This window comes from Streptomyces sp. NBC_01013 (assembly GCF_045162765.1).
Lineage (GTDB): Bacteria > Actinomycetota > Actinomycetes > Streptomycetales > Streptomycetaceae > Streptomyces.
The window spans coordinates 6946492-6972216 of the sequence record NZ_CP108687.1; the positions used below are offsets into that span (position 1 = coordinate 6946492).

The 25725-nt window shown below is 70.2% G+C and carries 23 protein-coding genes and 1 pseudogene; 19 read left to right on the forward strand and 5 right to left on the reverse strand.

Annotated elements, in window-relative coordinates; all coding sequences use genetic code 11:
- Nucleotides 1-64 precede the first annotated feature (64 nt).
- On the reverse strand, nucleotides 65-1294 hold the full coding sequence (locus OG538_RS30355) for a DUF349 domain-containing protein (protein ID WP_406098631.1): 1230 nt from the start codon (nucleotides 1292-1294) through the stop codon (nucleotides 65-67).
- A gap of 247 nt (nucleotides 1295-1541) precedes the next feature.
- A complete protein-coding gene (locus OG538_RS30360) occupies nucleotides 1542-2339 on the reverse strand; it encodes a peptidylprolyl isomerase (RefSeq protein ID WP_406098632.1) in 798 nt (265 codons plus the stop codon).
- 148 nt (nucleotides 2340-2487) lie between these two features.
- Here OG538_RS30360 and OG538_RS30365 point away from each other — a divergent pair, with 148 nt between their 5' ends.
- From OG538_RS30365 to OG538_RS30380, 4 genes are all read left to right on the forward strand, one after another.
- Nucleotides 2488-3174, forward strand: coding sequence for an MBL fold metallo-hydrolase (locus OG538_RS30365; RefSeq protein ID WP_406098633.1), 687 nt, complete (start codon nucleotides 2488-2490; stop codon nucleotides 3172-3174).
- A gap of 14 nt (nucleotides 3175-3188) precedes the next feature.
- Nucleotides 3189-4451: a histidine--tRNA ligase gene (gene hisS / locus OG538_RS30370; RefSeq protein WP_406098634.1), complete on the forward strand. Its 1263-nt coding sequence runs from the start codon at nucleotides 3189-3191 to the stop codon at nucleotides 4449-4451.
- Nucleotides 4452-4794: 343 nt separating this feature from the next.
- Nucleotides 4795-5430: a vitamin K epoxide reductase family protein gene (locus tag OG538_RS30375; RefSeq protein ID WP_406098635.1), complete on the forward strand. Its 636-nt coding sequence runs from the start codon at nucleotides 4795-4797 to the stop codon at nucleotides 5428-5430.
- Nucleotides 5431-5493: 63 nt separating this feature from the next.
- Nucleotides 5494-6876: a replication-associated recombination protein A gene (locus tag OG538_RS30380; RefSeq protein WP_406098636.1), complete on the forward strand. Its 1383-nt coding sequence runs from the start codon at nucleotides 5494-5496 to the stop codon at nucleotides 6874-6876.
- A 9-nt stretch (nucleotides 6877-6885) separates the two neighbouring features.
- Here the strand turns inward: OG538_RS30380 and OG538_RS30385 are convergent, their stop codons facing one another.
- Nucleotides 6886-7581, reverse strand: coding sequence for a DUF2470 domain-containing protein (locus OG538_RS30385; protein ID WP_406098637.1), 696 nt, complete (start codon nucleotides 7579-7581; stop codon nucleotides 6886-6888).
- A 188-nt stretch (nucleotides 7582-7769) separates the two neighbouring features.
- Here OG538_RS30385 and rpsD point away from each other — a divergent pair, with 188 nt between their 5' ends.
- A complete protein-coding gene (gene rpsD, locus OG538_RS30390; RefSeq protein WP_136327444.1) occupies nucleotides 7770-8384 on the forward strand; it encodes a 30S ribosomal protein S4 in 615 nt (204 codons plus the stop codon).
- A gap of 24 nt (nucleotides 8385-8408) precedes the next feature.
- Here rpsD and OG538_RS30395 read toward each other — a convergent pair.
- A pseudogene (locus OG538_RS30395) lies at nucleotides 8409-10614 on the reverse strand (ATP-binding protein); the annotation flags it as partial.
- 211 nt (nucleotides 10615-10825) lie between these two features.
- On the opposite strand from OG538_RS30395, the gene OG538_RS30400 reads away from it, so the two are divergent.
- The 13 genes from OG538_RS30400 (at nucleotide 10826) to nusB (ending at nucleotide 24214) form a co-directional block, all read left to right on the forward strand.
- The gene (locus OG538_RS30400) at nucleotides 10826-11266 is read left to right on the forward strand and encodes a DUF948 domain-containing protein (RefSeq protein WP_406100370.1); all 441 of its coding nucleotides are present in this window, start codon (nucleotides 10826-10828) and stop codon (nucleotides 11264-11266) included.
- 7 nt (nucleotides 11267-11273) lie between these two features.
- Nucleotides 11274-11624, forward strand: coding sequence for a DUF6167 family protein (locus OG538_RS30405; protein WP_406098638.1), 351 nt, complete (start codon nucleotides 11274-11276; stop codon nucleotides 11622-11624).
- Nucleotides 11624-14293, forward strand: a complete 2670-nt coding sequence (gene alaS / locus OG538_RS30410) for an alanine--tRNA ligase (RefSeq protein ID WP_406098639.1) — start codon at nucleotides 11624-11626, stop codon at nucleotides 14291-14293. Before OG538_RS30405 ends, alaS begins: the two co-directional genes overlap by 1 nt.
- Nucleotides 14294-14301: 8 nt before the next feature.
- Nucleotides 14302-14775 (forward strand): Holliday junction resolvase RuvX, encoded by a 474-nt coding sequence (gene ruvX / locus OG538_RS30415; protein WP_406098640.1) that lies wholly within the window; start codon nucleotides 14302-14304, stop codon nucleotides 14773-14775.
- 95 nt (nucleotides 14776-14870) lie between these two features.
- On the forward strand, nucleotides 14871-16652 hold the full coding sequence (gene mltG / locus OG538_RS30420; RefSeq protein WP_406098641.1) for an endolytic transglycosylase MltG: 1782 nt from the start codon (nucleotides 14871-14873) through the stop codon (nucleotides 16650-16652).
- Entirely contained in the window at nucleotides 16639-17475 is an 837-nt protein-coding gene (locus OG538_RS30425; RefSeq protein WP_406098642.1) for a shikimate dehydrogenase, read from the forward strand. Before mltG ends, OG538_RS30425 begins: the two co-directional genes overlap by 14 nt.
- A gap of 146 nt (nucleotides 17476-17621) precedes the next feature.
- On the forward strand, nucleotides 17622-18806 hold the full coding sequence (gene aroC / locus OG538_RS30430) for a chorismate synthase (protein ID WP_406098643.1): 1185 nt from the start codon (nucleotides 17622-17624) through the stop codon (nucleotides 18804-18806).
- Nucleotides 18803-20434 carry a 3-dehydroquinate synthase gene (aroB, locus tag OG538_RS30435; RefSeq protein WP_406098644.1) on the forward strand — a complete coding sequence of 544 codons (1632 nt, stop codon included), beginning with the start codon at nucleotides 18803-18805 and terminating at the stop codon, nucleotides 20432-20434. The genes aroC and aroB overlap by 4 nt, the downstream gene beginning before the upstream one ends.
- On the forward strand, nucleotides 20431-20871 hold the full coding sequence (gene aroQ, locus OG538_RS30440) for a type II 3-dehydroquinate dehydratase (protein ID WP_406098645.1): 441 nt from the start codon (nucleotides 20431-20433) through the stop codon (nucleotides 20869-20871). Before aroB ends, aroQ begins: the two co-directional genes overlap by 4 nt.
- Before the next feature lie 139 nt (nucleotides 20872-21010).
- The gene (locus OG538_RS30445) at nucleotides 21011-21886 is read left to right on the forward strand and encodes a Pro-rich N-terminal domain-containing protein (RefSeq protein WP_406098646.1); all 876 of its coding nucleotides are present in this window, start codon (nucleotides 21011-21013) and stop codon (nucleotides 21884-21886) included.
- Between the two features lie 148 nt (nucleotides 21887-22034).
- Nucleotides 22035-23141 (forward strand): aminopeptidase P family protein, encoded by a 1107-nt coding sequence (locus OG538_RS30450; protein ID WP_406098647.1) that lies wholly within the window; start codon nucleotides 22035-22037, stop codon nucleotides 23139-23141.
- 72 nt (nucleotides 23142-23213) lie between these two features.
- Nucleotides 23214-23780, forward strand: a complete 567-nt coding sequence (efp, locus tag OG538_RS30455; RefSeq protein ID WP_385281161.1) for an elongation factor P — start codon at nucleotides 23214-23216, stop codon at nucleotides 23778-23780.
- A gap of 2 nt (nucleotides 23781-23782) precedes the next feature.
- On the forward strand, nucleotides 23783-24214 hold the full coding sequence (gene nusB, locus OG538_RS30460) for a transcription antitermination factor NusB (RefSeq protein ID WP_024490948.1): 432 nt from the start codon (nucleotides 23783-23785) through the stop codon (nucleotides 24212-24214).
- A 174-nt stretch (nucleotides 24215-24388) separates the two neighbouring features.
- On the opposite strand, the gene bldD is transcribed toward nusB, so the two are convergent.
- Complete coding sequence (bldD, locus tag OG538_RS30465; RefSeq protein WP_018103903.1) at nucleotides 24389-24889, reverse strand: transcriptional regulator BldD; 501 nt, start codon at nucleotides 24887-24889, stop codon at nucleotides 24389-24391.
- 222 nt (nucleotides 24890-25111) lie between these two features.
- On the opposite strand from bldD, the gene pyrR reads away from it, so the two are divergent.
- Entirely contained in the window at nucleotides 25112-25696 is a 585-nt protein-coding gene (pyrR, locus tag OG538_RS30470) for a bifunctional pyr operon transcriptional regulator/uracil phosphoribosyltransferase PyrR (RefSeq protein ID WP_148016313.1), read from the forward strand.
- Nucleotides 25697-25725 lie beyond the last annotated feature (29 nt).

Below are 25725 nucleotides of genomic sequence, written 5' to 3' on the forward strand. Positions count from 1 at the left end.
GACATGGAGTGGCCCCCGGTACGCGTCGCGTACCGGGGGCCACTCCATGTCAGCCGCAGCCCGGTCAGCCGCCGAACTCCTCCAGACCCTTGAGGGCCTGGTCCAGAAGCGCCTGCCGGCCCTCCAGCTCACGGGACAGCTTGTCGGCGCGGGCGTTGTTGCCCGAAGCACGAGCGGCGTCGATCTGCGAACGCAGCTTGTCGACGGCGCCCTGGAGCTGCCCGGTCAGACCCGCCGCACGCGCGCGTGCTTCCGGGTTGGTCCGGCGCCACTCCGACTCCTCGGCCTCCTGGAGCGCCCGCTCCACCGCCTGCATCCGCCCCTCGACCTTCGGGCGGGCGTCACGCGGCACGTGGCCGACGGCCTCCCAGCGCTCGTTGAGGGCCCTGAACGCGGCCCTGGCCGCCTTGAGGTCCTTCACCGGCAGGAGCTTCTCGGCCTCGACGGCGAGGTCCTCCTTGAGCTTGAGGTTCTCGCCCTGCTCCGCGTCACGCTCGGCGAAGACCCCGTTGCGCGCGGCGAAGAAGACGTCCTGGGCGCCGCGGAAGCGGTTCCACAGATCGTCCTCGGCCTCGCGCTGGGCGCGGCCCGCGGCCTTCCAGTCCGTCATCAGGTCGCGGTACCGGGCAGCCGTCACGCCCCAGTCCGTGGACCCGGAGAGGGCCTCGGCCTCGACGACCAGCTTCTCCTTGACCGCGCGGGCCTCCTCGCGCTGGGCGTCCAGCGAGGCGAAGTGGGCCTTGCGGCGCTTGGAGAACGCCGAGCGGGCGTGCGAGAAGCGGTGCCACAGTTCGTCGTCCGACTTGCGGTCGAGCCGCGGCAGGCCCTTCCACGTGTCGACGAGTGCGCGCAGCCGCTCGCCCGCGGAGCGCCACTGCTCGCTCTGCGCCAGCTCCTCGGCCTCGACGACCAGCGCCTCCTTGGCATGCTTCGCCTCGTCGGTCTGCTTGGCCTTCTGCGCCTTGCGCTCCTCGCGCCGCGAGTCGACCGTCGCGACCAGGGCGTCCAGCCGCTTGCGCAGCGCGTCCAGATCGCCGACGGCATGATGCTCGTCGACCTGCCCGCGCAGATGCTCGATGGCGGTCGTCGCGTCCTTCGCCGACAGGTCGGTGGTCTTCACCCGCCGTTCGAGGAGGCCGATCTCGACCACAATGCCCTCGTACTTGCGCTCGAAGTAAGCCAGGGCCTCCTCCGGAGAACCGGCCTGCCACGATCCGACGACCTGCTCGCCATCGGCTGTACGCACGTACACGGTGCCTGTCTCGTCGACACGGCCCCACGGGTCGCTGCTCACAGCGCCTCCTCCACCTGATGCCCGTGAGGGGGTTCGCCCCCCTGGCATCGTCCACAGTTTCCTGGGGCGGGCAGCGCCCGCCCTGCACAACGCCAATCTAGGCGACGGGCCGCCCGGCTGTCCGCACTCAGCGCGGCTGAAATTGGACCGGCCGGCACATGGGAGGTGGCGCCCCCCATGTACCGGCCGCTCCCGGCCGTCCGCACCGAGCGGCTGCCGGGCAGATCGTGCCGGGCCCGCCGGGGGGTCACGTCTTGTCGACGCCCGCCTTCGAGATGTTCACCGGCTTCTTCGGCGCACCGTCGGCGGCGCCGCCGGTCACACCCGCCTTGCCGATGGCTTCGACGGTCTTCAGGGAGTCCTTGTCCATCGTGCCGAACGGCGTGTAGCTGGGCGGCAGTTTGCTGTCCTTGTAGACGAGGAAGAACTGGCTGCCGCCGGTGTGCGCCTGACCGGTGTTGGCCATCGCGACCGTGCCGGCCGGGTAGGTCACCCTGCCGTCGGCGCCCGCCTTGCCCAGTGCGGTCAGGTTCTCGTCGGGAATCGTGTAGCCGGGACCACCGGTTCCGTCGCCCTTCGGGTCACCGCACTGCAGGACGAAGATGCCGTCCGTGGTCAACCGGTGACACTTGGTGCCGTCGAAGAACTTCTTGTCGGCGAGCGACTTGAAGGAGTTCGTCGTGTGCGGGGTCTTCGCCGCGTCCATCGCGAACGATATGTCGCCCTGGCTCGTCTTGAGCGACATCGTGTACGTCGACTTCTTGTCGATCTTCATCGCGGGCTCGGGCACGGTCTTCTCGCTCGCCGTGGGCGAGGGCGACGCCGGCGGGCTCTGACTCGCGGCCGCGTCGGCCTTGTTGTCCTTGTCGTCGTCGCCGCTGGTGGCGAAGTACGTAGCACCACCGATGACCGCCACCACGGCCACCGCGGAGGCGATGATGACCGTCAGCCGCCGGGTCCTGTGGCGGGCCTCCTCCCGGCGCTGCTGCTGCCGCTCGAATTTCTCCCTGGCGAGCTGCCGCCGCCGCTGATCGCTGCTGACCACCGGGTGATCTCCTTGTACGTCGTGTGATCGGGCCTGGGTTGCCCCGTACCGTATATGGGTTAGCTGTGGAATGAGGAGCGCCGGTAGGCTCTGAACTGCTGCGACCTCGCAGCCGACCTCCCTCGTCGGACGACCACTAAGGACGATCGTGCTCATTGCCGGGTTCCCCGCCGGGGCCTGGGGGACCAACTGTTACCTGGTCGCCCCCGCCGCAGGCGAGGAGTGCGTGATCATCGACCCGGGCCATCAGGCCACCTCAGGGGTCGAGGAAGCGCTGAAGAAGCATCGGCTGAAGCCCGTCGCCGTCGTCCTCACCCACGGCCACATCGACCATGTCGCCTCGGTCGTCCCGGTGTGCGGCGCGCACGACGTACCCGCCTGGATCCACCCCGAGGACCGCTACATGATGAGTGACCCGGAGAAGGCCCTCGGCCGCTCCATCGGGATGCCGCTCATGGGCGAGCTGACGGTGGGGGAGCCGGACGACGTCAAGGAGCTGAGCGACGGCGCGCAGCTGCTGCTCGCGGGCATGGAGTTCGGCGTCTCGCATGCGCCCGGCCATACCAAGGGGTCGGTGACGTTCAGGATGCCCGAGGCCGCGGAGGTTCCGCAGGTCCTCTTCTCGGGCGACCTGCTCTTCGCCGGCTCCGTCGGACGCACCGACCTGCCCGGCGGCGACCACGCCGAGCTCCTCGAGTCGCTGGCCCGTGTGTGCCTGCCGCTCGACGACTCGACCGTGGTGCTGTCCGGCCACGGCCCCCAGACGACCATCGGCCGCGAGCGCGCCACCAATCCGTATCTCAGCGGTATGGACGCGCCCCGACGAGGAATGTGACGAGAGCGAACACCGTGAGCACCTTCAAGGCCCCCAAGGGCACGTACGACCTGACCCCGCCCGACTCCGCGAAGTATCTCGCCGTGCGCGAGGCGATCGCCGCACCGCTGAAGAACTCGGGTTACGGCTACATCGAGACCCCCGGTTTCGAGGATGTGGCCCTCTTCTCCCGCGGTGTCGGCGAGTCCACCGACATCGTGTCCAAGGAGATGTACACCCTCACCACCAAGGGCGGCTCCGAGCTCGCCCTGCGTCCCGAGGGCACCGCTTCCGTGCTGCGGGCCGCCCTGGAGGCCAACCTCCACAAGCTCGGCAACCTGCCGGTCAAGCTCTGGTACTCCGGCTCGTACTACCGCTACGAGCGACCGCAGAAGGGCCGCTACCGCCACTTCTCGCAGGTCGGCGCCGAGGCGATCGGCGCCGAGGACCCGGCCCTGGACGCCGAGCTGATCATCCTGGCCGACCAGGCGTACCGCACCCTGGGGCTGCGCCAGTTCCGCATCCTGCTGAACTCGCTGGGCGACAAGGAATGCCGGCCCGTCTACCGCGAGGCGCTCCAGGGCTTCCTGCGCGAGCTCGACCTCGACGAGGACACCCGCCGGCGCATCGAGATCAACCCGCTCCGGGTCCTCGACGACAAGCGCCCCGAGGTCCAGAAGCAGCTGGCCGGCGCCCCCGTCCTGCGCGACTACCTGTGCGACGCCTGCAAGGCGTACCACGAGGAGGTCCGGAGCCTGCTCAACGCCGCAGGCGTCGTGTACGAGGACGACGAGAGGCTCGTCCGCGGCCTCGACTACTACACCCGCACCACCTTCGAGTTCGTCCACGACGGACTGGGCTCGCAGTCCGCGGTCGGCGGCGGCGGCCGGTACGACGGCCTCTCCGAGATGATCGGCGGTCCCGCGCTGCCGTCGGTCGGCTGGGCACTCGGTGTGGACCGCACCGTGCTCGCGCTGGAGGCGGAAGGCATCGAGCTCGAACTCCCCTCCACCACCAGTGTCTTCGCCGTACCGCTCGGCGAGGAGGCGCGACGTGTGCTCTTCGGCGTCGTCACACAGCTGCGCCGCGAGGGCGTGGCCGCGGACTTCGCGTTCGGGGGCCGCGGTCTCAAGGGTGCGATGAAGAGCGCCAACCGCTCGGGAGCGCGCTTCACCATCGTGGCCGGCGAGCGTGATCTGGCCGAGGGGAACGTGCAGCTCAAGGACATGGAGTCCGGCGAGCAGACGGCCGTGCCGCTGGCCGGGGTGGCCGAGGCGGTCCGCACACGCCTCGCGTGAACCCCTCCTGTCGCGGGCGGGCCGTACCGCCCGCGACAGGAAGCACCCAACAGCGGTTCGTGGAAGTCCCGTTCCCTCCTACCGTCAACCCGGCCGGTGCGCATTCATACTGCCGGGCGATTCCGGTCCGCGGGCGGACACCACACCAACGGGTGGACCGGATCCGGCCCGAGGCCGTGGGCACGGCCCCTCATCACGGCGGTGTCTGCCCGGCACCCCTGATTCCGGACCGTGTGAGGCCGCGCCCGTACGCGCATCTTTATGTTCATCGAACAGAAGACCGGCGCGCCCGTGCGGCACAATGACCGTGCCCCAGCAGGCCACTCACTGACGGAACGGCGATATGACGACTGCAGCGGTTGACCATCCCTCCTCCGACCAGGACGAGGACGGCGGCAAGAGGACCATCGGCGGCAGTCGCGCGCTGGCACTGCTGCTGGTGATCACGGGTGCTGCCGGACTCCTCGCCGCGTGGGTCATCACCATCGACAAGCTCAAGCTGGCGGAGGACCCCACCTTCGTTCCGGGCTGCAGTCTCAACCCGGTGGTGGCGTGCGGGAACATCATGAAGAGCGACCAGGCCTCGGCCTTCGGCTTCCCGAACCCGATGCTCGGCATGGCCACCTACCCCGTGATCATCGGGATCGGTCTGGCCCTGCTCGCCGGAGCGCGCTTCCGCGGCTGGTACTGGCTGGGGATGAACGCGGGCACGCTGTTCGGCGTCGGCTTCTGCACCTGGCTCCAGTACCAGTCGCTGTACAACATCAACTCGCTCTGCCTGTGGTGCTGCCTGGCCTGGGTCGCCACGATCCTGATGTTCTGCTACGTCACCACGCACAACATCAAACACCGGATCATTCCCGCGCCGAGCTGGCTGCGCAACGGCCTCACCGAGTTCCACTGGGTGCCCCCGGTCCTGTGGATCGGGATCATCGGCATGCTGATCCTGACCCGCTGGTGGGACTTCTGGACCAGCTGACAGGCGCGCTCGCCCCCGCCGGCCCCGGCCGGGATGTCAGTGCCGTGACATAGGCTTCAAAACGTGGAGCCCGACCTCTTTACCGCAGCTGCCGAAGACCGCCAGGAGAAGGACCCGTCCAGCAGCCCCCTCGCTGTCCGGATGCGTCCGCGTACCCTCGACGAGGTCGTGGGCCAGCAGCATCTGCTCAAGCCGGGCTCGCCGCTGCGCCGCCTCGTCGGCGAGGGGAGCGGGGGACCGGCAGGACCGTCGTCGGTGATCCTCTGGGGCCCGCCCGGCATCGGGAAGACGACCCTGGCGTACGTGGTCAGCAAGGCCACGAACAAACGATTCGTCGAGCTCTCCGCGATCACCGCGGGCGTCAAGGAAGTACGGGCCGTCATCGAAGGGGCCCGTCGCGCCACCGGTGGCTACGGGAAGGAGACCGTCCTCTTCCTGGACGAGATCCACCGCTTCTCCAAGGCGCAGCAGGACTCCCTGCTCCCGGCCGTGGAGAACCGCTGGGTCACGCTGATCGCGGCGACCACCGAGAACCCCTACTTCTCGATCATCTCCCCGCTCCTGTCGCGTTCGCTGCTGCTGACGCTCGAGTCGCTGACCGACGACGACCTGCGCGACCTGCTGTGCCGGGCCCTGACCGACGAGCGCGGACTCGGCGGCGCGGTGACGCTGCCCGAGGACGCCCAGGAGCATCTGCTGCGCATCGCCGGGGGTGATGCGCGCCGGGCGCTGACGGCGCTGGAGGCGGCGGCCGGTGCGGCGCTGTCCAAGCAGGAGGAGGAGATCACCCTCCTCACCCTGGAGGAGACCGTCGACCGGGCGGCCGTGAAGTACGACCGGGACGGCGACCAGCACTACGACGTGGCGAGTGCGCTGATCAAGTCGATCCGCGGCTCGGACGTGGACGCTGCGCTGCACTATCTGGCCCGGATGATCGAGGCCGGGGAGGACCCCCGGTTCATCGCCCGCCGGCTGATGATCTCGGCCAGCGAGGACATCGGTCTCGCCGATCCCACGGCGCTTCCCACCGCGGTCGCGGCCGCCCAGGCGGTCGCGATGATCGGCTTCCCTGAGGCGGCACTCACCCTCAGCCACGCCACGATCGCGCTGGCGCTCGCCCCGAAGTCCAACGCGGCGACGCTGGCGATCTCCGCGGCGCAGGACGACGTCCGCAGGGGACTGGCAGGCCCGGTCCCCGCCCATCTGCGCGACGGCCACTACAAGGGCGCCGCCAAGCTGGGCCACGCGCAGGGCTACGTCTACCCGCACGATGTCCCCGGCGGCATCGCCGCTCAGCAGTACGCCCCGGACGCGGTCCGCGACAAGCGCTACTACCGGCCCACCCGCTACGGGGCCGAGGCGCGGTACGCGGATGTGGCGGACCGGGTCCGCGAGCGTCTGGGGCACACGGAAAGCGGCGGCACGGGCGCACCGGACAGCGCGTAGGGGCCGGACTCAGTGCGCGGCCGCATCGAAGAGGGTGCGCATCGCGTGGCGCAGTTCCACCACATCGCGCACCGGCTCGGGGAACTCGAAGCGGGCGTCGAAGCAGGGCCCCTGCCGCTCGAAGAAACGGACCCGCAGCCCGAGACGGTCCAGCGCGACCGGTACGACGAACGGCGGCGCAGCGGTCCGGGCGGCCCGCTCGCCGAGCAGCCCGCACAACGTCTCCAGCCGGTCTCCGTGTGCCGCGTGCAGATGCTGCAGCAGCTCCGCCTCGTGGGCGACGAGCGGGTCGGCGGCCGCGTCCCGCAGCTCCTCCGGCTCGACCGTCTCCGCACCCCAGAGGTCCTCGACGTAGGCCTCGCCCGTCTCCAGCCGCAGCAGCATCCGGCCGGGGCCCGCCATCCCGGGCACGGACGTGAGCCATCCGCAGACGCGGGCCCGGCCACGGATGCGGTGGGGTACGGCGACGGGGGCGACGTCCGTGATCTCCAGCACGGCCGCCAGCTCGTCGTCCTGCGCATGGGTCGCGGCCCGCACAGCCGGGGAGCCGGCGGGAAATTCGAGGAACAGGTCGCCGTCCGGACCCACGGTCCGGGACAGCGGCATCAGCTGGTCCGAGCCCGCCCTTTCCAGCCCGGGTACGAGCAGCACCGCGGAGCAGGTACTCTGTACGAGAGTTCGTGTGCGCTCGGCTGCTGACGGCATCCGAGTGTTTTCAAGCCCGCTGGGACGCGGCTGACCACGATCTGATCGGTCCTCCGTCGTATCGACGCCTTCAGTTGCGTCGACGCTGTCAGTGCTGTCCGTGACGTGTGTGGTGTTCCCAGGGCGAGACATGCGATCTCCTTGAGTAAGGTGAGCCTAACCTAACCTACAACGGAGGTCTGGAGAACGTGCCTAATCAGTCGCGTCCCAAGGTCAAGAAGAGCCGCGCGCTCGGCATTGCGCTGACGCCGAAGGCCGTCAAGTACTTCGAGGCGCGCCCCTACCCGCCGGGCGAGCACGGCCGTGGCCGCAAGCAGAACTCGGACTACAAGGTCCGTCTGCTCGAGAAGCAGCGTCTGCGCGCCCAGTACGACATCAGCGAGCGCCAGATGGCGCGTGCCTATGACCGTGCCAAGAAGGCCGAGGGCAAGACGGGCGAGGCGCTCGTCGTCGAGCTCGAGCGCCGCCTCGACGCGCTGGTCCTGCGTTCTGGCATCGCCAAGACGATCTACCAGGCGCGCCAGATGGTCGTCCACGGCCACATCGAGGTCAACGGTGGCAAGGTCGACAAGCCGTCGTTCCGTGTCCGTCCCGACGACATCGTGATGGTCCGCGAGCGCAGCCGCGAGAAGTACCCCTTCCAGGTTGCCCGCGAGGGTGGTTACGACACCGACGGTGAGACCCCGCGCTACCTGCAGGTGAACCTGAAGGCCCTGGCCTTCCGCCTTGACCGGGACCCGAACCGCAAGGAAATCCCCGTGATCTGCGACGAGCAGCTCGTCGTCGAGTACTACGCCCGCTGATTCAGGCGTAGCCGCTCCACACCGGCGCTCAGGCCCGCCCCTCCCCGATCGGGGAGGCGGCGGGCTTTCGCGTGGCAGGGGAGGGCGAGCCGGACGCCTCCCGCCGTCGCTCGCCGGACCGGCCCGACAGGGCCCTGGCCACCACCGCGTCCGTGCCGAGCTTGCGGCCTGCCCCTCGCTCCGACACGTACAGCGCCTCGCCCAGCTCATGGCGGGCCAGTTCCTCGCACCGGGCCCGGGGCCTGCCGTAGTGAGCCGATCCGAACAGCGGCAAGCCCACCGACGGCCAGATCCGGTCGGCGGCCCCTTGCAGCAGAGCCGCCTCCGCCGCGTCGCCCTCGACCACCGTGACGAGTGCCAGCAGCTCCAGGCTGAGCACGGTGCCCAGACGGTCGTGGAACGTGTGACTGATGGCCAGCGACTCCCCGAGCAGTTCCCGGGCCCGGCCGGCGAGACCCCCCTGGAGTGCGGCGAAGCCCAGTACGTACAGCGCGTAGCTGAGCGCCCAGCGCTCCCCGTGGTCCTCGCAGATGTCCCGGACCTCCTCGCAGATCACGACCGCGCCGTCCAGATCCCCCTGGAACCCGACCGCCATGGCCAGCTCCACCTGGGCCATCAGCACATTGCTGTTCAGCTCGCCGAGCTCCCGGTAGCGGCCGAGGGCCTCCTGCAGCAGATCGTGGGCGCGTGGCATGTCGTCCGTGACCAGGGCCAGACAGCCCGTGCGATGCACCGCGTACGCCGAAGCGACGGTGTCACCCGCCAGGTCCGCCTCCTCCCGGCACTCGGTGAGGGCCGAGATCGCCCCCACCGGATCGCCCTGGAGGACCGCGACGTACCCGAGCACCCACAGTGCCTTCAGCCGCGAGGTGTCGTACGGCGTCTCCTCCTCCCGTACGTGCTCCAGCCAGTGCCGCCCCTCCGAGAGGCGTCCGCAGCCGACCCACAGGAACCAGAGCGTGCCCGCCAGGTACTGCGCGAGGTGCGCCTCATCGGGGCTCTCCAGCGAACACTCCATGGCCCGCCGCAGATTCGGCAGCTCACTTTCCACCCGAGTGGCCACCTCCGCCTGCCGCGGGCTGAACCAGTCGAGCTCGCACCAGGTCGCCAGCCCCAGGAACCAGTCCCGGTGACGGCGGCGCAGCCGGTCCGTGTCGCCCGTGGCCGCGAGCCACTCGGCGCCGTACTCCCGCACCGTGTCCAGCATCCGGTAGCGCGCCCCGACGGCCGCCTCCTCCCGCAGGACCACGGACTGCGCCAGCAGCCCGGACAGCACGTCCAGCACCGAGTCGGCCGGCAGATCGGGGCCGCTGCAGATGTACTCGGCCGCCTCCAGGTCGAACTGCCCGGCGAAGACCGACAGCCGGGCCCACAGCAGCCGCTGCTCCGGGGCGCAGAGCTCATGACTCCAGCCGATCGCTGTACGGAGCGTCTGGTGGCGGGCGAGCGCGCAGCGGCTGCCGCCGGTCAGCAGCCGGAAGCGGTCGTCCAGCCGTTGCAGCACCTGCTCCGTCGACAGGGCGCGCAGTCGGCCGGCCGCCAGCTCCAGTGCGAGCGGAATACCGTCGAGGCGCCGGCACAGCTCCAGGACGGCGCCCTGGGTGCGCTCGGTCAGCCGGAACTCGGGCTGCACAGAGGTGGCCCGCTCGGCGAAGAGCAGCAACGCGTCCTCGTCATTCATCGTCGCGAGCGGGTAGCCGCTCTCACCGTCGAGGTCCAGCGGCAGCCGGCCGGCGGCCAGCACCCGCAGCCCCGGAGAGCGGCGAAGCAGATCCCGTACCAACTCCGCACAGGCGTCGACCAGATGCTCGAAACCGTCGATCACCAGAAGGAGACGGCGCTCGGCACAGTGTTCGAGGAGTGTCGAGCGGGGTGGCCGGCTCGTGTGGTCCGTGAGACCCAGCGCGTCGACCAGGGCGTGCTCCAGAAGCGCGGGATCGTGGACCGAGGAGAGCTCCACCAGCCAGACGCCGTCGCAGTACCGTTTCTCCAGGAGCGCCGCGACCCTGCTGACCAGCCGGGACTTGCCGACCCCTCCCACCCCGACGACGGTGACGAGCCGCGACTCCTCCAACAGCTCGACCACGTCGGCCAGCTCGCCGTCGCGCCCCACGAACCTGTTCAGCTCCGCCGGGAGATTGCCACGGCGACGGGGCGCGGGCTCCTCGGGGGAGGCGGCCGGGTGGCCGGGGTCGTCGGGGGACGGAAAGGGGCGCTGAGGGCGTCGCATGAAACACGCAGAGTACTGGCCCGAAAGCGCTCCGTACAATCTCGTTGCGGGAACTCCTGCTGGGGCGGCCCGCAATGCGGTACAAGGCGTGAGCCCTGGCGCGATAGGCTCGGGGAACGGTGACCGGCCGCCGCGACGGCCTCGCCGAACAGCAGGAAACAAGACAGACAGACGACAAGCCAGAGAGCGGTGCACTGTGTCCGGTGGTGAGGTGGCCGGGATCCTGGTGGCCGTCTTCTGGGCGATCCTGGTTTCGTTCCTCGCCGTCGTGCTGGTGAGGCTCGCCCAGACGCTCAGGGCGACCACGAAACTCGTGGCGGACGTGACCGAACAGGCCGTCCCGCTGCTCGCCGACGCCTCCGCGACCGTACGCTCCGCGCAGACACAGCTCGACAAGGTCGACGCCATCGCGACGGACGTCCAGGAGGTCACCTCCAACGCCTCGGCGCTCTCCACCACCGTCGCCTCCACGTTCGGCGGCCCGCTGGTCAAGGTCGCGGCGTTCGGGTACGGGGTCCGGCAGGCCATCGGCCGCAAGGCGGACCCCGAGCCGGAAGCGCGCTCCCGGCGCGCGGTGATCGTCGGCCGGACCGTGCCGTCCGCGCGCGCCAGGAAGCGCAACGGCAGAAACTCCCGCGGATCGAAGGACTGACGCAGCGATGTTCCGCCGTACGTTCTGGTTCACCGCCGGCGCAGCCGCCGGTGTGTGGGCCACCGCCAAGGTCAACCGGAAGATCAAGCAGCTGACCCCCGAGAGCCTCGCGGCGCAGGCCGCCGACAAGGCGGTCGTGGCCGGTCACAAGCTGAAGGACTTCGCCCTGGACGTCCGTGAGGGCATGGCCAGACGCGAGGCCGAACTGGGCGAGGCGCTCGGGCTCGAAGCGCCCGTCGACCCCGATCTCCCCGTGCGGCGCCACCTCACCGTCGAGGCGGCCGAGCGCGAGGCGCCCCGCAGCCTTCCCCCCACGTCACGCACCTACAACTCGTACAACCGGAATGAGGACCACTGATGGAGTCGGCAGAAATTCGTCGCCGCTGGCTGAGCTTCTACGAGGAGCGCGGTCACACCGTCGTCCCTTCGGCGTCGCTCATCGCGGACGACCCGACTCTGCTGCTGGTCCCGGCCGGCATGGTGCCCTTCAAGCCGTACTTCCTCGGCGAGGTCAAGCCGCCCGCCCCGCGCGTCACCAGCGTGCAGAAGTGCGTCCGTACGCCGGACATCGAAGAGGTCGGCAAGACCACCCGGCACGGCACGTTCTTCCAGATGTGCGGGAACTTCTCCTTCGGCGACTACTTCAAGGAAGGCGCCATCGAGTACGCCTGGGAGCTGCTCACCAGCTCCGTGGCGGACGGCGGCTTCGGCCTCGACCCCGAGCGTCTGTGGATCACGGTCTACCTCGACGACGACGAGGCCGAGCAGATCTGGCGCGACAAGATCGGTGTCCCCGCCGAGCGCATCCAGCGCCTCGGCAAGAAGGACAACTTCTGGTCCATGGGCGTCCCCGGCCCGTGTGGCCCCTGTTCCGAGATCAACTACGACCGCGGCCCCGAGTTCGGCGTCGAGGGCGGCCCGGCCGTCAACGACGAGCGCTACGTGGAGATCTGGAACCTGGTCTTCATGCAGTACGAGCGCGGCGCCGGCGACGGCAAGGACGACTTCCCGATCCTCGGTGACCTGCCGTCCAAGAACATCGACACCGGCCTCGGCCTCGAACGCCTTGCGATGATCCTCCAGGGCGTACAGAACATGTACGAGACCGACACCCTGCGCGTCGTCATGGACAGGGCCACCGAGCTCACCGGCGTGCGCTACGGCGCCGCCCACGGCACGGACGTCTCACTCCGCGTGGTCGCCGACCACATCCGCACCTCCGTCATGCTCATCGGCGACGGTGTCACCCCCGGCAACGAGGGCCGCGGCTACGTGCTGCGCCGCATCATGCGCCGGGCCATCCGCAACATGCGGCTGATGGGCGCCACCGGCTCGGTCGTCAGCGAGCTGGTCGACGTCGTGATCAACACGATGGGCCTGCAGTACCCCGAGCTGATCACGGACCGCAAGCGGATCGAGACGGTCGCCCTCGCCGAGGAGGCCGCGTTCCTGAAGGCCCTCAAGGGCGGCACCAACATCCTGGAGACCGCCGTCACCGAGACCAAGGCCGCCGGCGGCCGGGTCATCGCCGGTGACAAGGCGTTCCTGCTCCACGACACCTGGGGCTTCCCGATCGACCTCACCCTGGAGATGGCCGCCGAACAGGGGCTGTCCGTGGACGAGGACGGATTCCGCCGCCTCATGCAGGAGCAGCGGGACAAGGCCAAGGCCGACGCCAGGGCCAAGAAGACCGGTCACGCAGACCTGTCCGCCTACCGCGAGGTCGCCGACAACTCCGGAGTCACCGAGTTCACCGGCTACCTCGCCACCGAGGGCGAGTCGACGATCGTCGGCCTCCTCGTCGACGGTGTCTCCTCGCCGGCCGCCTCCGAGGGCGACGAGGTCGAGGTCGTCCTGGACCGCACCCCGTTCTACGCCGAGGGCGGCGGCCAGCTCGCCGACCAGGGCCGTATCCGGCTCGACAACGGCGCCGTCATCCAGGTGCGCGACGTTCAGCAGCCGGTCCCCGGCGTCTCCGTGCACAAGGGCTCGGTGCAGGTCGGCGAGGTGACGGTCGGGGCCTCCGCCTTCGCCGCCATCGACAACACCCGCCGACGCGCGATCGCCCGCGCCCACAGCGCCACCCACCTCACGCACCAGGCACTGCGCGACGCGCTCGGCCCGACGGCAGCCCAGGCCGGTTCGGAGAACTCCCCGGGCCGTTTCCGCTTCGACTTCGGTTCGCCCGCGGCCGTACCCGGCACGGTCCTCGTCGATGTCGAGCAGAAGATCAACGAGGTCCTCTCGCGGGAGCTCGACGTCCAGGCCGAGGTCATGTCGATCGACGAGGCCAAGAAGCAGGGAGCCATCGCCGAGTTCGGCGAGAAGTACGGCGAGCGGGTCCGTGTCGTCACCATCGGCGACTTCTCCAAGGAGCTGTGCGGCGGCACGCACGTCGGCAACACTGCCCAGCTCGGTCTGGTGAAGCTGCTCGGCGAGTCGTCCATCGGCTCCGGCGTGCGCCGCATCGAGGCCCTCGTCGGCGTCGACGCGTACAACTTCCTCGCCAAGGAGCACACGGTCGTCGCCCAGCTCCAGGAGCTGGTCAAGGGCCGTTCCGAGGAGCTCCCGGAGAAGATCGCCTCCATGCTCGGCAAACTGAAGGACGCCGAGAAGGAGATCGAGAAGTTCCGCGCGGAGAAGGTCCTGGCCGCTGCCGCGGGTCTGGTCGACTCCGCCAAGGACGTACGGGGCGTGGCCCTGGTCACCGGCCAGGTGCCGGACGGCACGTCGGCCGACGACCTGCGCAAGCTCGTCCTCGACGTCCGCGGGCGCATCCAGGGCGGCCGTCCGGCCGTCGTGGCCCTGTTCACCACGGCCAACGGGCGCCCGCTGACCGTCATCGCCACGAACGAGGCCGCCCGCGAGCGCGGCCTCAAGGCCGGCGACCTGGTCCGCACCGCCGCCAAGACCCTCGGCGGCGGTGGCGGAGGCAAGCCGGACGTCGCCCAGGGCGGCGGACAGAACCCGGACGCCATCGGCGACGCCGTCGCCGCTGTCGAACGCCTCGTCACCGAGACGGCGTGACACCGGACATGACGCAGATGCGCCGCGGTCGCCGACTGGCGATCGACGTCGGGGACGCCCGGATCGGGGTCGCCTCGTGCGACCCCGACGGGATCCTTGCCACACCGGTGGAGACCGTGCCGGGACGCGACGTCCCGGCCGCCCACCGGCGGCTCGGACAGATCGTCGCGGAGTACGAGCCGATCGAGATCATCGTCGGCCTGCCACGGTCCCTGGGCGGTGGCGAAGGGCCGGCCGCGGCCAAGGTCCGCGCCTTCACCGATGTGCTCGCCCGTGCGGTTGCACCCATTCCGGTGCGATTGGTGGACGAGAGGATGACCACAGTGACGGCCAGTCAGGGGCTGCGCGCATCGGGCGTGAAGTCCAAAAAAGGCCGATCCGTCATCGATCAGGCTGCCGCTGTGGTGATCCTCCAGAACGCTCTGGAGTCCGAACGGGCCTCGGGCAATCCGCCCGGCGAGGGCGTCGAAGTGGTTGTCTGATCGCGATACGGTAACGTTCCGCGCGATGCGGCGGGGTTCGAACAAACACCGCACAGCAAAGAGACGGAACGTCGTCTCGCGGCTCAAGGGGATCGATGACTGAGTATGGCCGGGGCCCCGGCTCCGAACCGTGGCATCCCGAGGATCCCCTGTACGGGGACCAGGGGTGGGAGGGCCGGCGGCCTGCCCACGGCCAGGGCCAGTACGGCGGCCAGCAGCAGCAGGACCCGTACGCCCAGCAGCAGCCGCAAGACCCATATGCCCAGCCGCAGGACGCTTACACGCAGCAGCCGCAGGACCCTTACGCGCAGCACCAGCAGCAGCACCAGCAACAGCAGCACCAGCAACAGCAGCACCAGCAACAGCAGCACCAGGACCCGTACGCGCAGCAGCATCAGCAGGCGCAGTACCAGCAGCAGCCCCCGTACGGTGCGCAGCAGGACCCGTATGCCCAGCAGCAGCCGCCCTACAGCGGCGGCTGGGACACCGGCCAGCAGCCGGCGGCGCCCTACGACGGCCAGCCCGCCGCCGGGTACGGCTACAGCGAGACGAACGACTACTACGGCACCCCCGAGGCGTATCCGCCGCCGCAGCCCCCGGGCCGCCGCGAGGCGGAACCCGCACCGGCCCCGGCGCAGAACCCTGACTGGGACCCCGAGGTCCAGCCCGAGGAGACCCACCCGTTCTTCACGGGCGCGGACGACGGCAAGGCCAAGGACGACGACGAGTACGACGACGACCCTCGTGAGTCCCGCCGCGGGAACGGGGACGGCGAGCGCCGCGGCAAGGGCAAGAAGAAGAAGGGCCGCAGCGGGTGCGCCTGCCTGGTCGTCTCCCTCGTCCTGGCCGGCGGCCTCGGAGGAGTGGGCTACTTCGGCTACTCCTTCTACAAGGACAAGTTCGGCTCCGCCCCCGACTACGCGGGTAGCGGCTCGGGATCGGTCGAGGTGGAAATCCCGAAGGGCGCGTACGGGTACGACATCGGCAACATCCTGAAGAAGGCGGGTGTGGTCAAGAGCGTCGACGCCTTCGTCTCCGCGCAGAACGAGAACCCCAAGGGGAAGTCGATCCAGGCCGGGGTCTATCTCCTCCACGAGGAGATGTCGGCGTCCGAGGCCGTGAAGATGATGGTCGACCCGAAGAGCCAGAACCTTCTGATCATTCCCGAGGGCTCCCGCAATGTCGCCGTCTACGCGAAGATCGACGCGAAGCTGGACCTCAAGAAGGGCACCACCGCAGCCGTAGCCGCGTCCAAGAAGGCCGATCTGGGCCTGCCCGGCTGGGTGGCCAAGAACAAGGACATCAAGGACCCGCTGGAAGGATTCCTCTACCCGGCCGCATATCCGGTCACGAAGGAAACCAAGCCCGAGACGATCCTCAAGAAGATGGTCTCGCGGTCCAACGAGGAGTACGAGGATCTCGACCTCGAAGGCACCGCCAAGAAGTACAACCTGGACGGTCCGTGGCAGGTGCTCACCGTGGCCAGCCTGGTCCAGGCGGAAGGCCTTACGCATGACGACTTCCGCAAGATGGCCGAAGTCGTCTACAACCGCCTGAAGCCCGACAACGTGGCGACGAACCGCAAGCTCGAATTCGACTCCGCGTTCAATTACCTCAAGAACCAGAGCGAGATCAAGATCAGGTCGAACGAGATCCGGACCAACCCGGATCCCTATAACACCTATTACCACGCCGGTCTGCCTCCGGGCCCCATCGGCAACCCCGGGGACGAGGCCCTGCGCGCGACCCTGAGTCCCACCTCCAGCGGCTGGATGTTCTTCATCTCGCTCGACGGCAAGAAGACCCAGTTCACCAAGACGGCCGCGGAGCACGAGAAGCTCAACAAGAAGTTCAAGGAACTGCATGGGCTCGACTGACAGGCGTCACCGGGCAGCCGTTCTCGGCTCGCCCATCGCACACTCGCTCTCCCCGGTCCTGCACCGGGCGGCATACGCCGAACTCGGCCTCGACGGCTGGTCGTACGACCGGTTCGACGTGGACGAGGCGGCGCTCCCGGGCTTCGTCGAGGGCCTGGATTCCTCCTGGGCCGGGCTCTCCCTCACCATGCCGCTGAAGCGGGCGATCATGCCGCTGCTGGACTGTGTCAGCGAGACCGCGGCCTCGGTCGAGGCGGTGAACACGGTCGTCTTCACCGAGGACGGCGGGCGTACCGGCGACAACACGGATATTCCGGGCATGATCGCCGCGCTGCGCGAGCGGGGTGTCGAGAAGACCGAGTCCGCCGCTGTCCTCGGCGCCGGGGCCACCGCCTCGTCCGCTCTCGCCGCGCTCTCGCAGATCTGTACGGGACCCGTCACGGCCTACGTCCGCAGCCGCGAGCGCGGTATCGAGATGCGCGGCTGGGGCGAACGGCTCGGGGTCGACGTGCGGATCGCCGACTGGGCCGAGGCCGAGCAGGCACTGCACGCGCCACTGGTCATCGCGACCACGCCGGCCGGTGCCACGGACGCGCTGATGGACGCCGTTCCGGAGCGCCCGGGCACGCTCTTCGACGTGCTGTACGAGCCCTGGCCCACCGGACTCGCCTCAGCCTGGGCGAGCCGTGGGGGCGCAGTCGTCGGAGGTCTTGACCTCCTCGTCCACCAGGCCGTCCTCCAGGTCGAGCAGATGACGGGCCGCTCGCCCGCGCCGCTGACCGCCATGCGTCACGCCGGCGAACAGGCGCTGACCGCCCGCTGACCGCCCGGCCGGCCCGGCCGGTCCGTCCGTCTGCTGGACCGGCGGCGGGTCGGGAGGCCCGGTCGTGGGAGGATCGAGGGCGGCGGGCCAGGGCCGCGCACCCGGTCGCGCCGATGCAGTTACAGGCGCGAGCATGAGGAGCACCGTTGAGCAGGTTGCGCTGGCTGACCGCCGGAGAGTCGCACGGCCCCGCACTGGTGGCGACGCTGGAGGGTCTTCCCGCCGGTATCCCCGTCACCACGGAGATGGTGGCGGACGCGCTCGCCAGGCGACGGCTCGGATACGGGCGCGGCGCCCGGATGAAGTTCGAGAAGGACGAGGTCACCTTCCTCGGCGGGGTCCGGCACGGCCTGACCATGGGCTCGCCCGTCGCCGTGATGGTGGGCAACACCGAGTGGCCCAAGTGGGAGCAGGTCATGTCGGCCGACCCGGTCGACCCCGAAGTGCTGGCCGCCCAGGCCCGTAACGCCCCGCTGACCCGCCCCCGGCCCGGCCACGCCGACCTCGCCGGCATGCAGAAGTACGGCTTCGACGAGGCCCGGCCGATCCTGGAGCGCGCCAGCGCCCGGGAGACCGCGGCGCGCGTCGCCCTCGGCGCCGTGGCCCGGTCGTACCTCAAGGAGACGGCCGGCATCGAGATCGTCAGTCACGTCGTGGAACTGGCCGCGGCCAAGGCGCCGTACGGTCTCTACCCGGTGCCCGCCGACGTCGAGAAGCTCGACGCCGACCCGGTGCGCTGCCTCGACGCCACGGCGAGCAAGCAGATGGTCGCCGAGATCGACCAGGCCCACAAGGACGGCGACACGCTCGGCGGTGTCGTCGAGGTGCTGGCCTATGGAGTGCCGGTCGGCCTCGGTTCGCACGTGCACTGGGACCGTCGGCTCGACGCCCGTCTCGCCGCCGCGCTCATGGGCATCCAGGCCATCAAGGGCGTCGAGGTCGGCGACGGCTTCGATCTCGCCCGGGTGCCCGGCTCGCAGGCGCACGACGAGATCCTGGTGACCGAGGACGGCATCAAGCGCGCCTCCGGCCGCGCCGGCGGCACCGAAGGCGGTCTGACCACAGGTGAGCTGCTGCGGGTCCGGGCGGCGATGAAGCCGATCGCGACGGTGCCGCGTGCACTGGCCACGGTGGACGTGGTGACCGGTGAGCCCGCCAAGGCGCACCACCAGCGCTCCGATGTCTGTGCCGTTCCGGCCGCCGGCATCGTCGCCGAGGCGATGGTCGCACTGGTCCTCGCCGATGCGGTCGCGGAGAAGTTCGGCGGCGACAGCGTCGCCGAAACCCACCGCAACGTCCAGTCGTACCTCGACCACCTCCAGATCCGATGAGCGGTCCGCTGATCGTCCTGGTCGGGCCCATGGGCGTCGGAAAGTCCACGGTCGGCGAGCTGCTCGCCGCCCGGCTGGGCACCGGCTACCGGGACACCGATGCCGATGTCGTGGCCACGGCCGGCAAGCCCATCTCCGAGATCTTCTACGACGAGGGCGAAGAGCACTTCCGCGCACTGGAGCGGGCGGCCGTGCGGGCCGCGGTCGCCGAGCACGGGGGAGTCCTCTCGCTCGGCGGCGGCGCCGTCCTCGACGAGGCGACGCGCGCCCTGCTGGCCGGTCACGCCGTGGTCTACCTCTCGATGGACGTCGACGAGGCCGTCAAACGCGTCGGGCTCAACACCGCCCGCCCGCTGCTCGCCGTGAACCCGCGCCGGCAGTGGCGCGAGCTCATGGAGGCCCGCCGCCACCTCTACACGGAGGTGGCCCGCGCGGTCGTCGCGACCGACGAGCGCACACCGGAAGAGGTCGCCCAGGCGGTCCTCGACGCACTGGAACTGCCGGACGCACCGTCCGGCCGGGAGAAGCGAACGATGACCGACCAGACCCCCACCCGCGTCCAGATCGCCGGCAGCGCGGGCAGCGACCCCTACGAGGTCCTGATCGGCCGGCAGCTGCTCGCCGAGTTGCCCACGCTCATCGGTGAGCGCGCCCAGCGCGTCGCGGTCCTGCACCCGGAGGCGCTCGCCGAGACCGGCGAGGCCGTCCGCCAGGACCTCGCCGACCAGGGCTACGAGGCCATCGCGATCCAGCTGCCCAACGCGGAGGAGGCCAAGACCGTCGAGGTTGCCGCCTACTGCTGGAAGGCGCTCGGCCAGACCGGTTTCACCCGCACCGACGTCATCGTCGGCATCGGCGGCGGCGCCACCACGGACGTCGCCGGCTTCGTCGCCGCCTCCTGGCTGCGCGGGGTGCGCTGGATCGCCGTACCCACGACCGTGCTCGGCATGGTCGACGCGGCCGTCGGCGGCAAGACCGGCATCAACACCGCGGAGGGAAAGAACCTCGTCGGTGCCTTCCACCCTCCGGCCGGCGTGCTCTGCGACCTGGCCGCGCTGGACTCGTTGCCGGTCAACGACTACGTCTCCGGCATGGCGGAGATCATCAAGGCCGGCTTCATCGCCGACCCGGTGATCCTCGACCTCATCGAGGCGGACCCGCAGGGTGCGCGCACACCGGCCGGACCGCACACGTCCGAGCTCATCGAGCGGGCCGTCCGAGTCAAGGCCGAGGTCGTCTCCAGCGACCTCAAGGAGGCCGGACTCCGCGAGATCCTCAACTACGGGCACACGCTGGCCCACGCGATCGAGAAGAACGAGCGCTACAAGTGGCGCCACGGCGCCGCCGTCTCGGTCGGCATGGTCTTCGCCGCCGAACTGGGCCGCCTCGCCGGACGCCTGGACGACGCCACCGCCGACCGGCACCGCGCCGTCCTGGAGTCCGTCGGCCTGCCGCTCACCTACCGTGGCGACCAGTGGCCCAAGCTGCTGGAGAACATGAAGGTCGACAAGAAGTCCCGCGGCAACCTGCTGCGCTTCATCGTCCTGGACGGCCTCGGCAAGCCCACCGTCCTGGAGGGCCCCGACCCGGCCGTTCTGCTCGCCGCCTACGGGGAGGTATCGGCGTGAGCCGCCGGGTGTTCGTCCTCAACGGACCCAACCTCGGCCGTCTGGGTTCCCGGGAACCCGACGTCTACGGAGCGACGTCGTACGCCGGACTCGTCGACACCTGCCGCACCCTCGGCAAGGAGCTCGGTTTCGACGTCGACGTCCGGGAGACCAACGACGAGGGGGAGCTGATCCGCTGGCTCCACGAGGCCGCGGACGGTTCAATTCCGGTCGTTATCAACCCGGGTGCCTTCACGCACTACTCGTACGGGATGCGCGACGCGGCCGCCCAGCGCACCGCTCCGCTGATCGAGGTGCACATCTCGAACCCGTACGCACGGGAGGAATTCCGTCACAACTCCGTGGTCGCACCGGTGGCCACCGGGACCGTGGCCGGTTTCGGCATCGGCTCCTACCGTCTCGCCCTGCGCGCCCTCGCGGACGAACTGACGGACTGACCCACGCGGGCACCGGGTGGCCGAGTTGGCCGACCGGGCACTGTGGACCCTCCCCGGCCGTTCCCTCCGTGGCGGCCGGGGAAGGTACGGTTGCCGTTCCACCAGCGCCAGTTGCCTGTACGAGACGGAGTGCCACCCGATGCAGCACGCAGTGGGGGCCCCGCTGCCGCCGCCCCAGGGACCCGGAAACGGACCCGTCGGCTGGTCGCACCAGGCCCAGCACCCCGGCCACCCGGTCCCGGGTCCCGCCGGCCCGCCCGCTCAGCCCCCGGCCGGTCACCCGGGCCCGCCGCCCGCCGCGCCACCCGCCCCGCAGGGCCAGGGCGGCCAGGGCTGGACCGGGACCGCGCTGCACCAGGCCCCCGCCCCGGTCTCCAGGGAGACCACCGGGCACATCCAGCTGCCGCCCGGCGGGCCGGTACCGCTGCCCGCGCCGCCCGCCGAGCCCGGCACCGGGAACGCGACCCTCGCTGTGCTCCTGATCGGCCCGGCAGGCGCCGGGAAGACGACGGTGGCCAAGCTCTGGGCGGCCCGCCGTCGCGTCCCGACCGCCCACGTCAGCCTCGACGACGTCCGTGAGTGGGTCTGCTCCGGCTTCGCGGACCCGCAGACGGGGTGGAACGACCAGTCGGAGGCCCAGTACCGCCTGGCCCGCCGCACCTGTGGCTTCGCGGCCCGAAACTTCCTGGCCAACGGCATCTCCTGCATCCTCGACGACGCGGTCTTCCCGGACCGCCCCGTGGTCGGCCTCGGCGGCTGGAAGCGTCATGTCGGCCCCGGCCTGCTGCCCGTCGTCCTGCTGCCGGGCCTGGAGATCGTCCTGGAGCGCAACGCCGCCCGCAGCGGCAACCGCCGCCTCTCCGACGAGGAGGTCGCCCGGATCCATGGCCGGATGGCCGGCTGGTACGGCTCCGGCCTGCCGATCATCGACAACTCCACGTACGACGTGGAGACCACCGCCCGCGTCCTGGACGACATACTCGCCCGCTCCATCGCGAGCCCCCCGGCCTGGTGAAACCGGCGGCCGGCGGCGCGTGCCCGCGGGCGGAGCCGGCCTGGTATCCCGGCGGCCGGCGGCGCGCGCCCGCAGGCCGAGCGGCGGGCGCCCCCCGGTCGGATGCGCTGACCGCGCGGGCCCGGGCCCGCGCTCGTACGCTCGATGCATGTCAGAGGTGTACGCCGTCCGCCGCGGGCTGCTCCGCGACCGGTGCGCCGCAGTCGGATCCGCGGCCGCCCTGGTCTCCCGCCCCGCCAATGTCCGCTACCTGGCGGGCGGAGCGCCCCCGGGTGCCGTGCTGCTGCTCGGCCCCGACGAGGACGTCCTGCTCTGCCCGCGCCCCCCGACCGGTGATCCGGCCGACGGCCGCACCGACGAACAGCTGCGGGTGGACCTGCTGCCGGTCACCGGCGGCGATCCCGTGGTCGCCGCCGCGGATCTGGCCACCGCCGACGGGGCGGAGTCCCTGGCCGTCGAGGAACACGACCTGACGGTCGCCCGCCACCGGGCCATGGCCTCGGTCGCCCCGAAGCTCCGGCTGGCCGATCTCGGTGCCAACGTCGAGCAGCTGCGCATCGTCAAGGACGAGGAGGAGATCGGCTGTCTGCGGATCGCCGCCGAGATCACCGACCAGGCGCTGGGCGAACTCCTCGAATCGATCCTGGTCGGCCGCACGGAGCGGCATCTCGCACTCGAACTGGAACGCCGTCTGGTGGACCACGGTGCCGACGGCCCCGCCTTCGCGACATCCGTCGCCACCGGCCCCAACTCCGGCCGCGGCCGTCACCGGCCCTCGGACCGACGGGTCGAGGAAGGAGATTTTCTCTCCGTCTGCCTGGGCGCCAACTACCGCGGATACCGGTGCGAGGTCGGTCGCACCTTCGTCATCGGAACGGCCCCGGCCGACTGGCAGATCGAGCTCTACGACCTGGTTTTCGCCGCTCAGCGGGCCGGACGTGAGGCACTGGTGCCCGGCGCCGCCTACCGTGACGTGGACCGTGCGGCCCGTCATCTCCTGGAGTCGGCGGGCCATGGTGAGGGCCTCGCACCCTGGACCGGGCACGGGGTCGGGCTCGAAATCGACGAGGACCCGCAGCTGGCACCTGCAGCCATGGGTAAACTGGACGCTTGTGTGCCGGTCACCGTCGAACCGGGGGTCCACCTCCCGGGCCGGGGCGGGGTCCGGATCGATGACACGCTCGTCGTGCGCCCCGAGGCGGACGGCGGACCCGAGCTACTCACCATTACGACCAAGGAGCTGCTCGCGCTCTAGGGGACTCCTCGCGGAGACTCCGGCGCGCATCCTTGGCCGTCCACCAGCTTCAGTCCAGGAGATTCCGCAACCGTGGCTTCCACGAACGACCTCAAGAACGGCCTGGTGCTCAAGCTCGACGGAGGCCAGCTCTGGTCCGTCGTCGAGTTCCAGCACGTCAAGCCCGGCAAGGGCCCGGCCTTCGTGCGCACCAAGCTCAAGAACGTGCTGTCCGGCAAGGTCGTCGACAAGACGTTCAACGCCGGCGTGAAGGTCGAAACGGCCACCATTGACCGGCGCGACATGCAGTTCTCGTACATGGACGGCGAGTACTTCGTCTTCATGGACATGGACACCTACGACCAGCTGATGGTCGACCGCAAGGCTGTCGGCGACGCCGCCAACTTCCTGATCGAGGGCTTCACCGCCTCTGTCGCCCAGCACGAGGGCGAGGTGCTCTACGTCGAGCTGCCGGCCGCCGTCGAGCTCGTCATCCAGCACACGGACCCGGGCGTCCAGGGCGACCGGTCCACCGGTGGCACCAAGCCCGCCACGCTGGAGACCGGCTACGAGATCGGTGTCCCCCTCTTCATCACCACCGGTGAGAAGATCAAGGTCGACACCCGCTCGGGCGATTACCTCGGCCGGGTGAACAGCTAACCGTGGCTGCCCGGAATACGGCCCGCAAGCGAGCCTTCCAGATCCTCTTCGAGGCCGACCAGCGCGGTGAGTCCGTGCAGACGGTCCTCGCGGACTGGGTCCGGCACTCGCGGTCCGACACCCGTCAGCCGCCGGTTACCGAGTACACGATGGAGCTCGTCGAGGGGTACGCGCAGTACGCGGACCGGATCGACGACCTCATCGTCACCTACGCCGTGGACTGGGAGATCGACCGCATGCCGGTCGTCGACCGGAACATCCTGCGGCTCGGTGCGTACGAGCTGATCTGGGTGGACGCGACGCCGGACGCGGTGGTGATCGACGAGGCGGTGCAGATCGCCAAGGAGTTCTCCACCGATGACTCCCCGTCCTTCGTGAACGGCCTGCTGGCCCGTTTCAAGGACCTCAAGCCGAACCTTCGCCGGGAGCAGTAGCCCCGACGGTGTTCTGCCGCCGAAGGGCCCACGGTCGCAAGACCGTGGGCCCTTCGGCATGTCCGGCCGGGGACGGGGCCGGGGACGGAGGACGGCCCGGAAAACGGAAACGCCGGGCCCGGCGGGGCGCCTGAAGGGCCCCGCCGACCCGGCGGTACGTTTCTGCTGGGGTGGTCAGCCCTCGTCGTGAGCGACCGCGCGGCGCGCGTCGGCGTCCAGGACGCCCCAGCTGATCAGCTGCTCCGTGAGCACGGACGGCGACTGGTCGTAGATCACGGCCAGCGTGCGCAGGTCGTCCTGGCGGATCGAGAGCACCTTGCCGTTGTAGTCGCCGCGCTGGCTCTGGATCGTGGCCGCGTAGCGCTGCAGGGGTCCGGCCTTCTCCGGCGGGACGTGGGCGAGGCGCTCGAGCTGGAGTACGAGCTTCGGCGGCGGCTCGGCTGCCCCGCCGGGCGTGGTGCCGGGCAGGAGCTCCTGCACCGGAACGCCGTAGAAGTCCGCCAGCTCGGCAAGGCGCTGCACGGTCACGGCACGGTCACCGCGCTCGTACGAGCCGACCACGACGGCCTTCCAGCGGCCCTGGGACTTCTCCTCCACGCCGTGGAGGGAGAGGCCCTGCTGGGTGCGGATGGCGCGGAGCTTGGCCCCGAGCTGTTTTGCGTATTCGCTGGACATAAGGCTCCCCGGACGCTGGAACATTGTGCGGCTCCGCCGCGTGGCTGGTAACTCACTGTGAGGTTACGCAGCGTTACTTGGGTGCGTCAAGCTGAATGGTCCGGACCGGTACCTCCCGGGGGTGGGGGCAAGGGGCCTGCTCAGGCCCTGGTAACGTGGATGACGCAATTTCGACGTCCTTTAAGATCCGTCCCGAGAGGCGGAGAAGGAGGTCCGTTTCTTATGGACGCACAGCACGACGCCACCGGCAATGCGGCACGCCCCGTTCTCGAGGCTCCCGACATCGCCCGAGTACTGACCCGCATCGCCCACGAGATCGTCGAACGCGCCAAGGGCGCCGACGATGTGGTGCTTCTCGGCATCCCGACCCGGGGCGTCTTCCTCGCCCGCCGGCTCGCCGACAAGCTCGAAGAGATCACCGGCCGGAAGATGCCGGTCGGGTCGCTCGACATCACCATGTACCGCGACGACCTGCGGATGCGCCCGGCGCGTGCCCTGGCCCGCACGGAGATCCCCGGTGAGGGCATCGAGGGCCGCCTGGTCGTCCTCGTCGACGACGTCCTCTTCTCCGGCCGCACGATCCGCGCCGCACTCGACGCGCTCGGCGACATCGGCCGGCCCCGCGCGGTGCAGCTCGCGGTCCTCGTCGACCGAGGACACCGCGAACTCCCGATCCGTGCCGACTACGTCGGCAAGAACCTCCCCACGTCGCTGCGGGAGACGGTCAAGGTCCAGCTCGCCGAGGAGGACGGCCGCGACGCCGTGCTGCTCGGGGTCGAGCAGGCCGCCCCGGCGGTCGAGCGCTAGCTGCCCTTCCGTACGGCCCCCGTGCCGTA

What these genes read in the sequence shown, in the direction of transcription:
- OG538_RS30375 (WP_406098635.1), top strand. Translation starts at nt 4,795, where the DNA reads ATGACGACTGCAGCGGTTGACCATCCCTCCTCCGACCAGGACGAGGAC.
- OG538_RS30385 (WP_406098637.1), bottom strand. Translation starts at nt 7,581, where the DNA reads ATGCCGTCAGCAGCCGAGCGCACACGAACTCTCGTACAGAGTACCTGC.
- OG538_RS30405 (WP_406098638.1), top strand. Translation starts at nt 11,274, where the DNA reads ATGTTCCGCCGTACGTTCTGGTTCACCGCCGGCGCAGCCGCCGGTGTG.
- alaS (WP_406098639.1), top strand. Translation starts at nt 11,624, where the DNA reads ATGGAGTCGGCAGAAATTCGTCGCCGCTGGCTGAGCTTCTACGAGGAG.
- ruvX (WP_406098640.1), top strand. Translation starts at nt 14,302, where the DNA reads ATGACGCAGATGCGCCGCGGTCGCCGACTGGCGATCGACGTCGGGGAC.
- mltG (WP_406098641.1), top strand. Translation starts at nt 14,871, where the DNA reads ATGACTGAGTATGGCCGGGGCCCCGGCTCCGAACCGTGGCATCCCGAG.
- OG538_RS30425 (WP_406098642.1), top strand. Translation starts at nt 16,639, where the DNA reads ATGGGCTCGACTGACAGGCGTCACCGGGCAGCCGTTCTCGGCTCGCCC.
- aroB (WP_406098644.1), top strand. Translation starts at nt 18,803, where the DNA reads ATGAGCGGTCCGCTGATCGTCCTGGTCGGGCCCATGGGCGTCGGAAAG.
- OG538_RS30445 (WP_406098646.1), top strand. Translation starts at nt 21,011, where the DNA reads ATGCAGCACGCAGTGGGGGCCCCGCTGCCGCCGCCCCAGGGACCCGGA.
- OG538_RS30450 (WP_406098647.1), top strand. Translation starts at nt 22,035, where the DNA reads ATGTCAGAGGTGTACGCCGTCCGCCGCGGGCTGCTCCGCGACCGGTGC.
- bldD (WP_018103903.1), bottom strand. Translation starts at nt 24,889, where the DNA reads ATGTCCAGCGAATACGCAAAACAGCTCGGGGCCAAGCTCCGCGCCATC.
- pyrR (WP_148016313.1), top strand. Translation starts at nt 25,112, where the DNA reads ATGGACGCACAGCACGACGCCACCGGCAATGCGGCACGCCCCGTTCTC.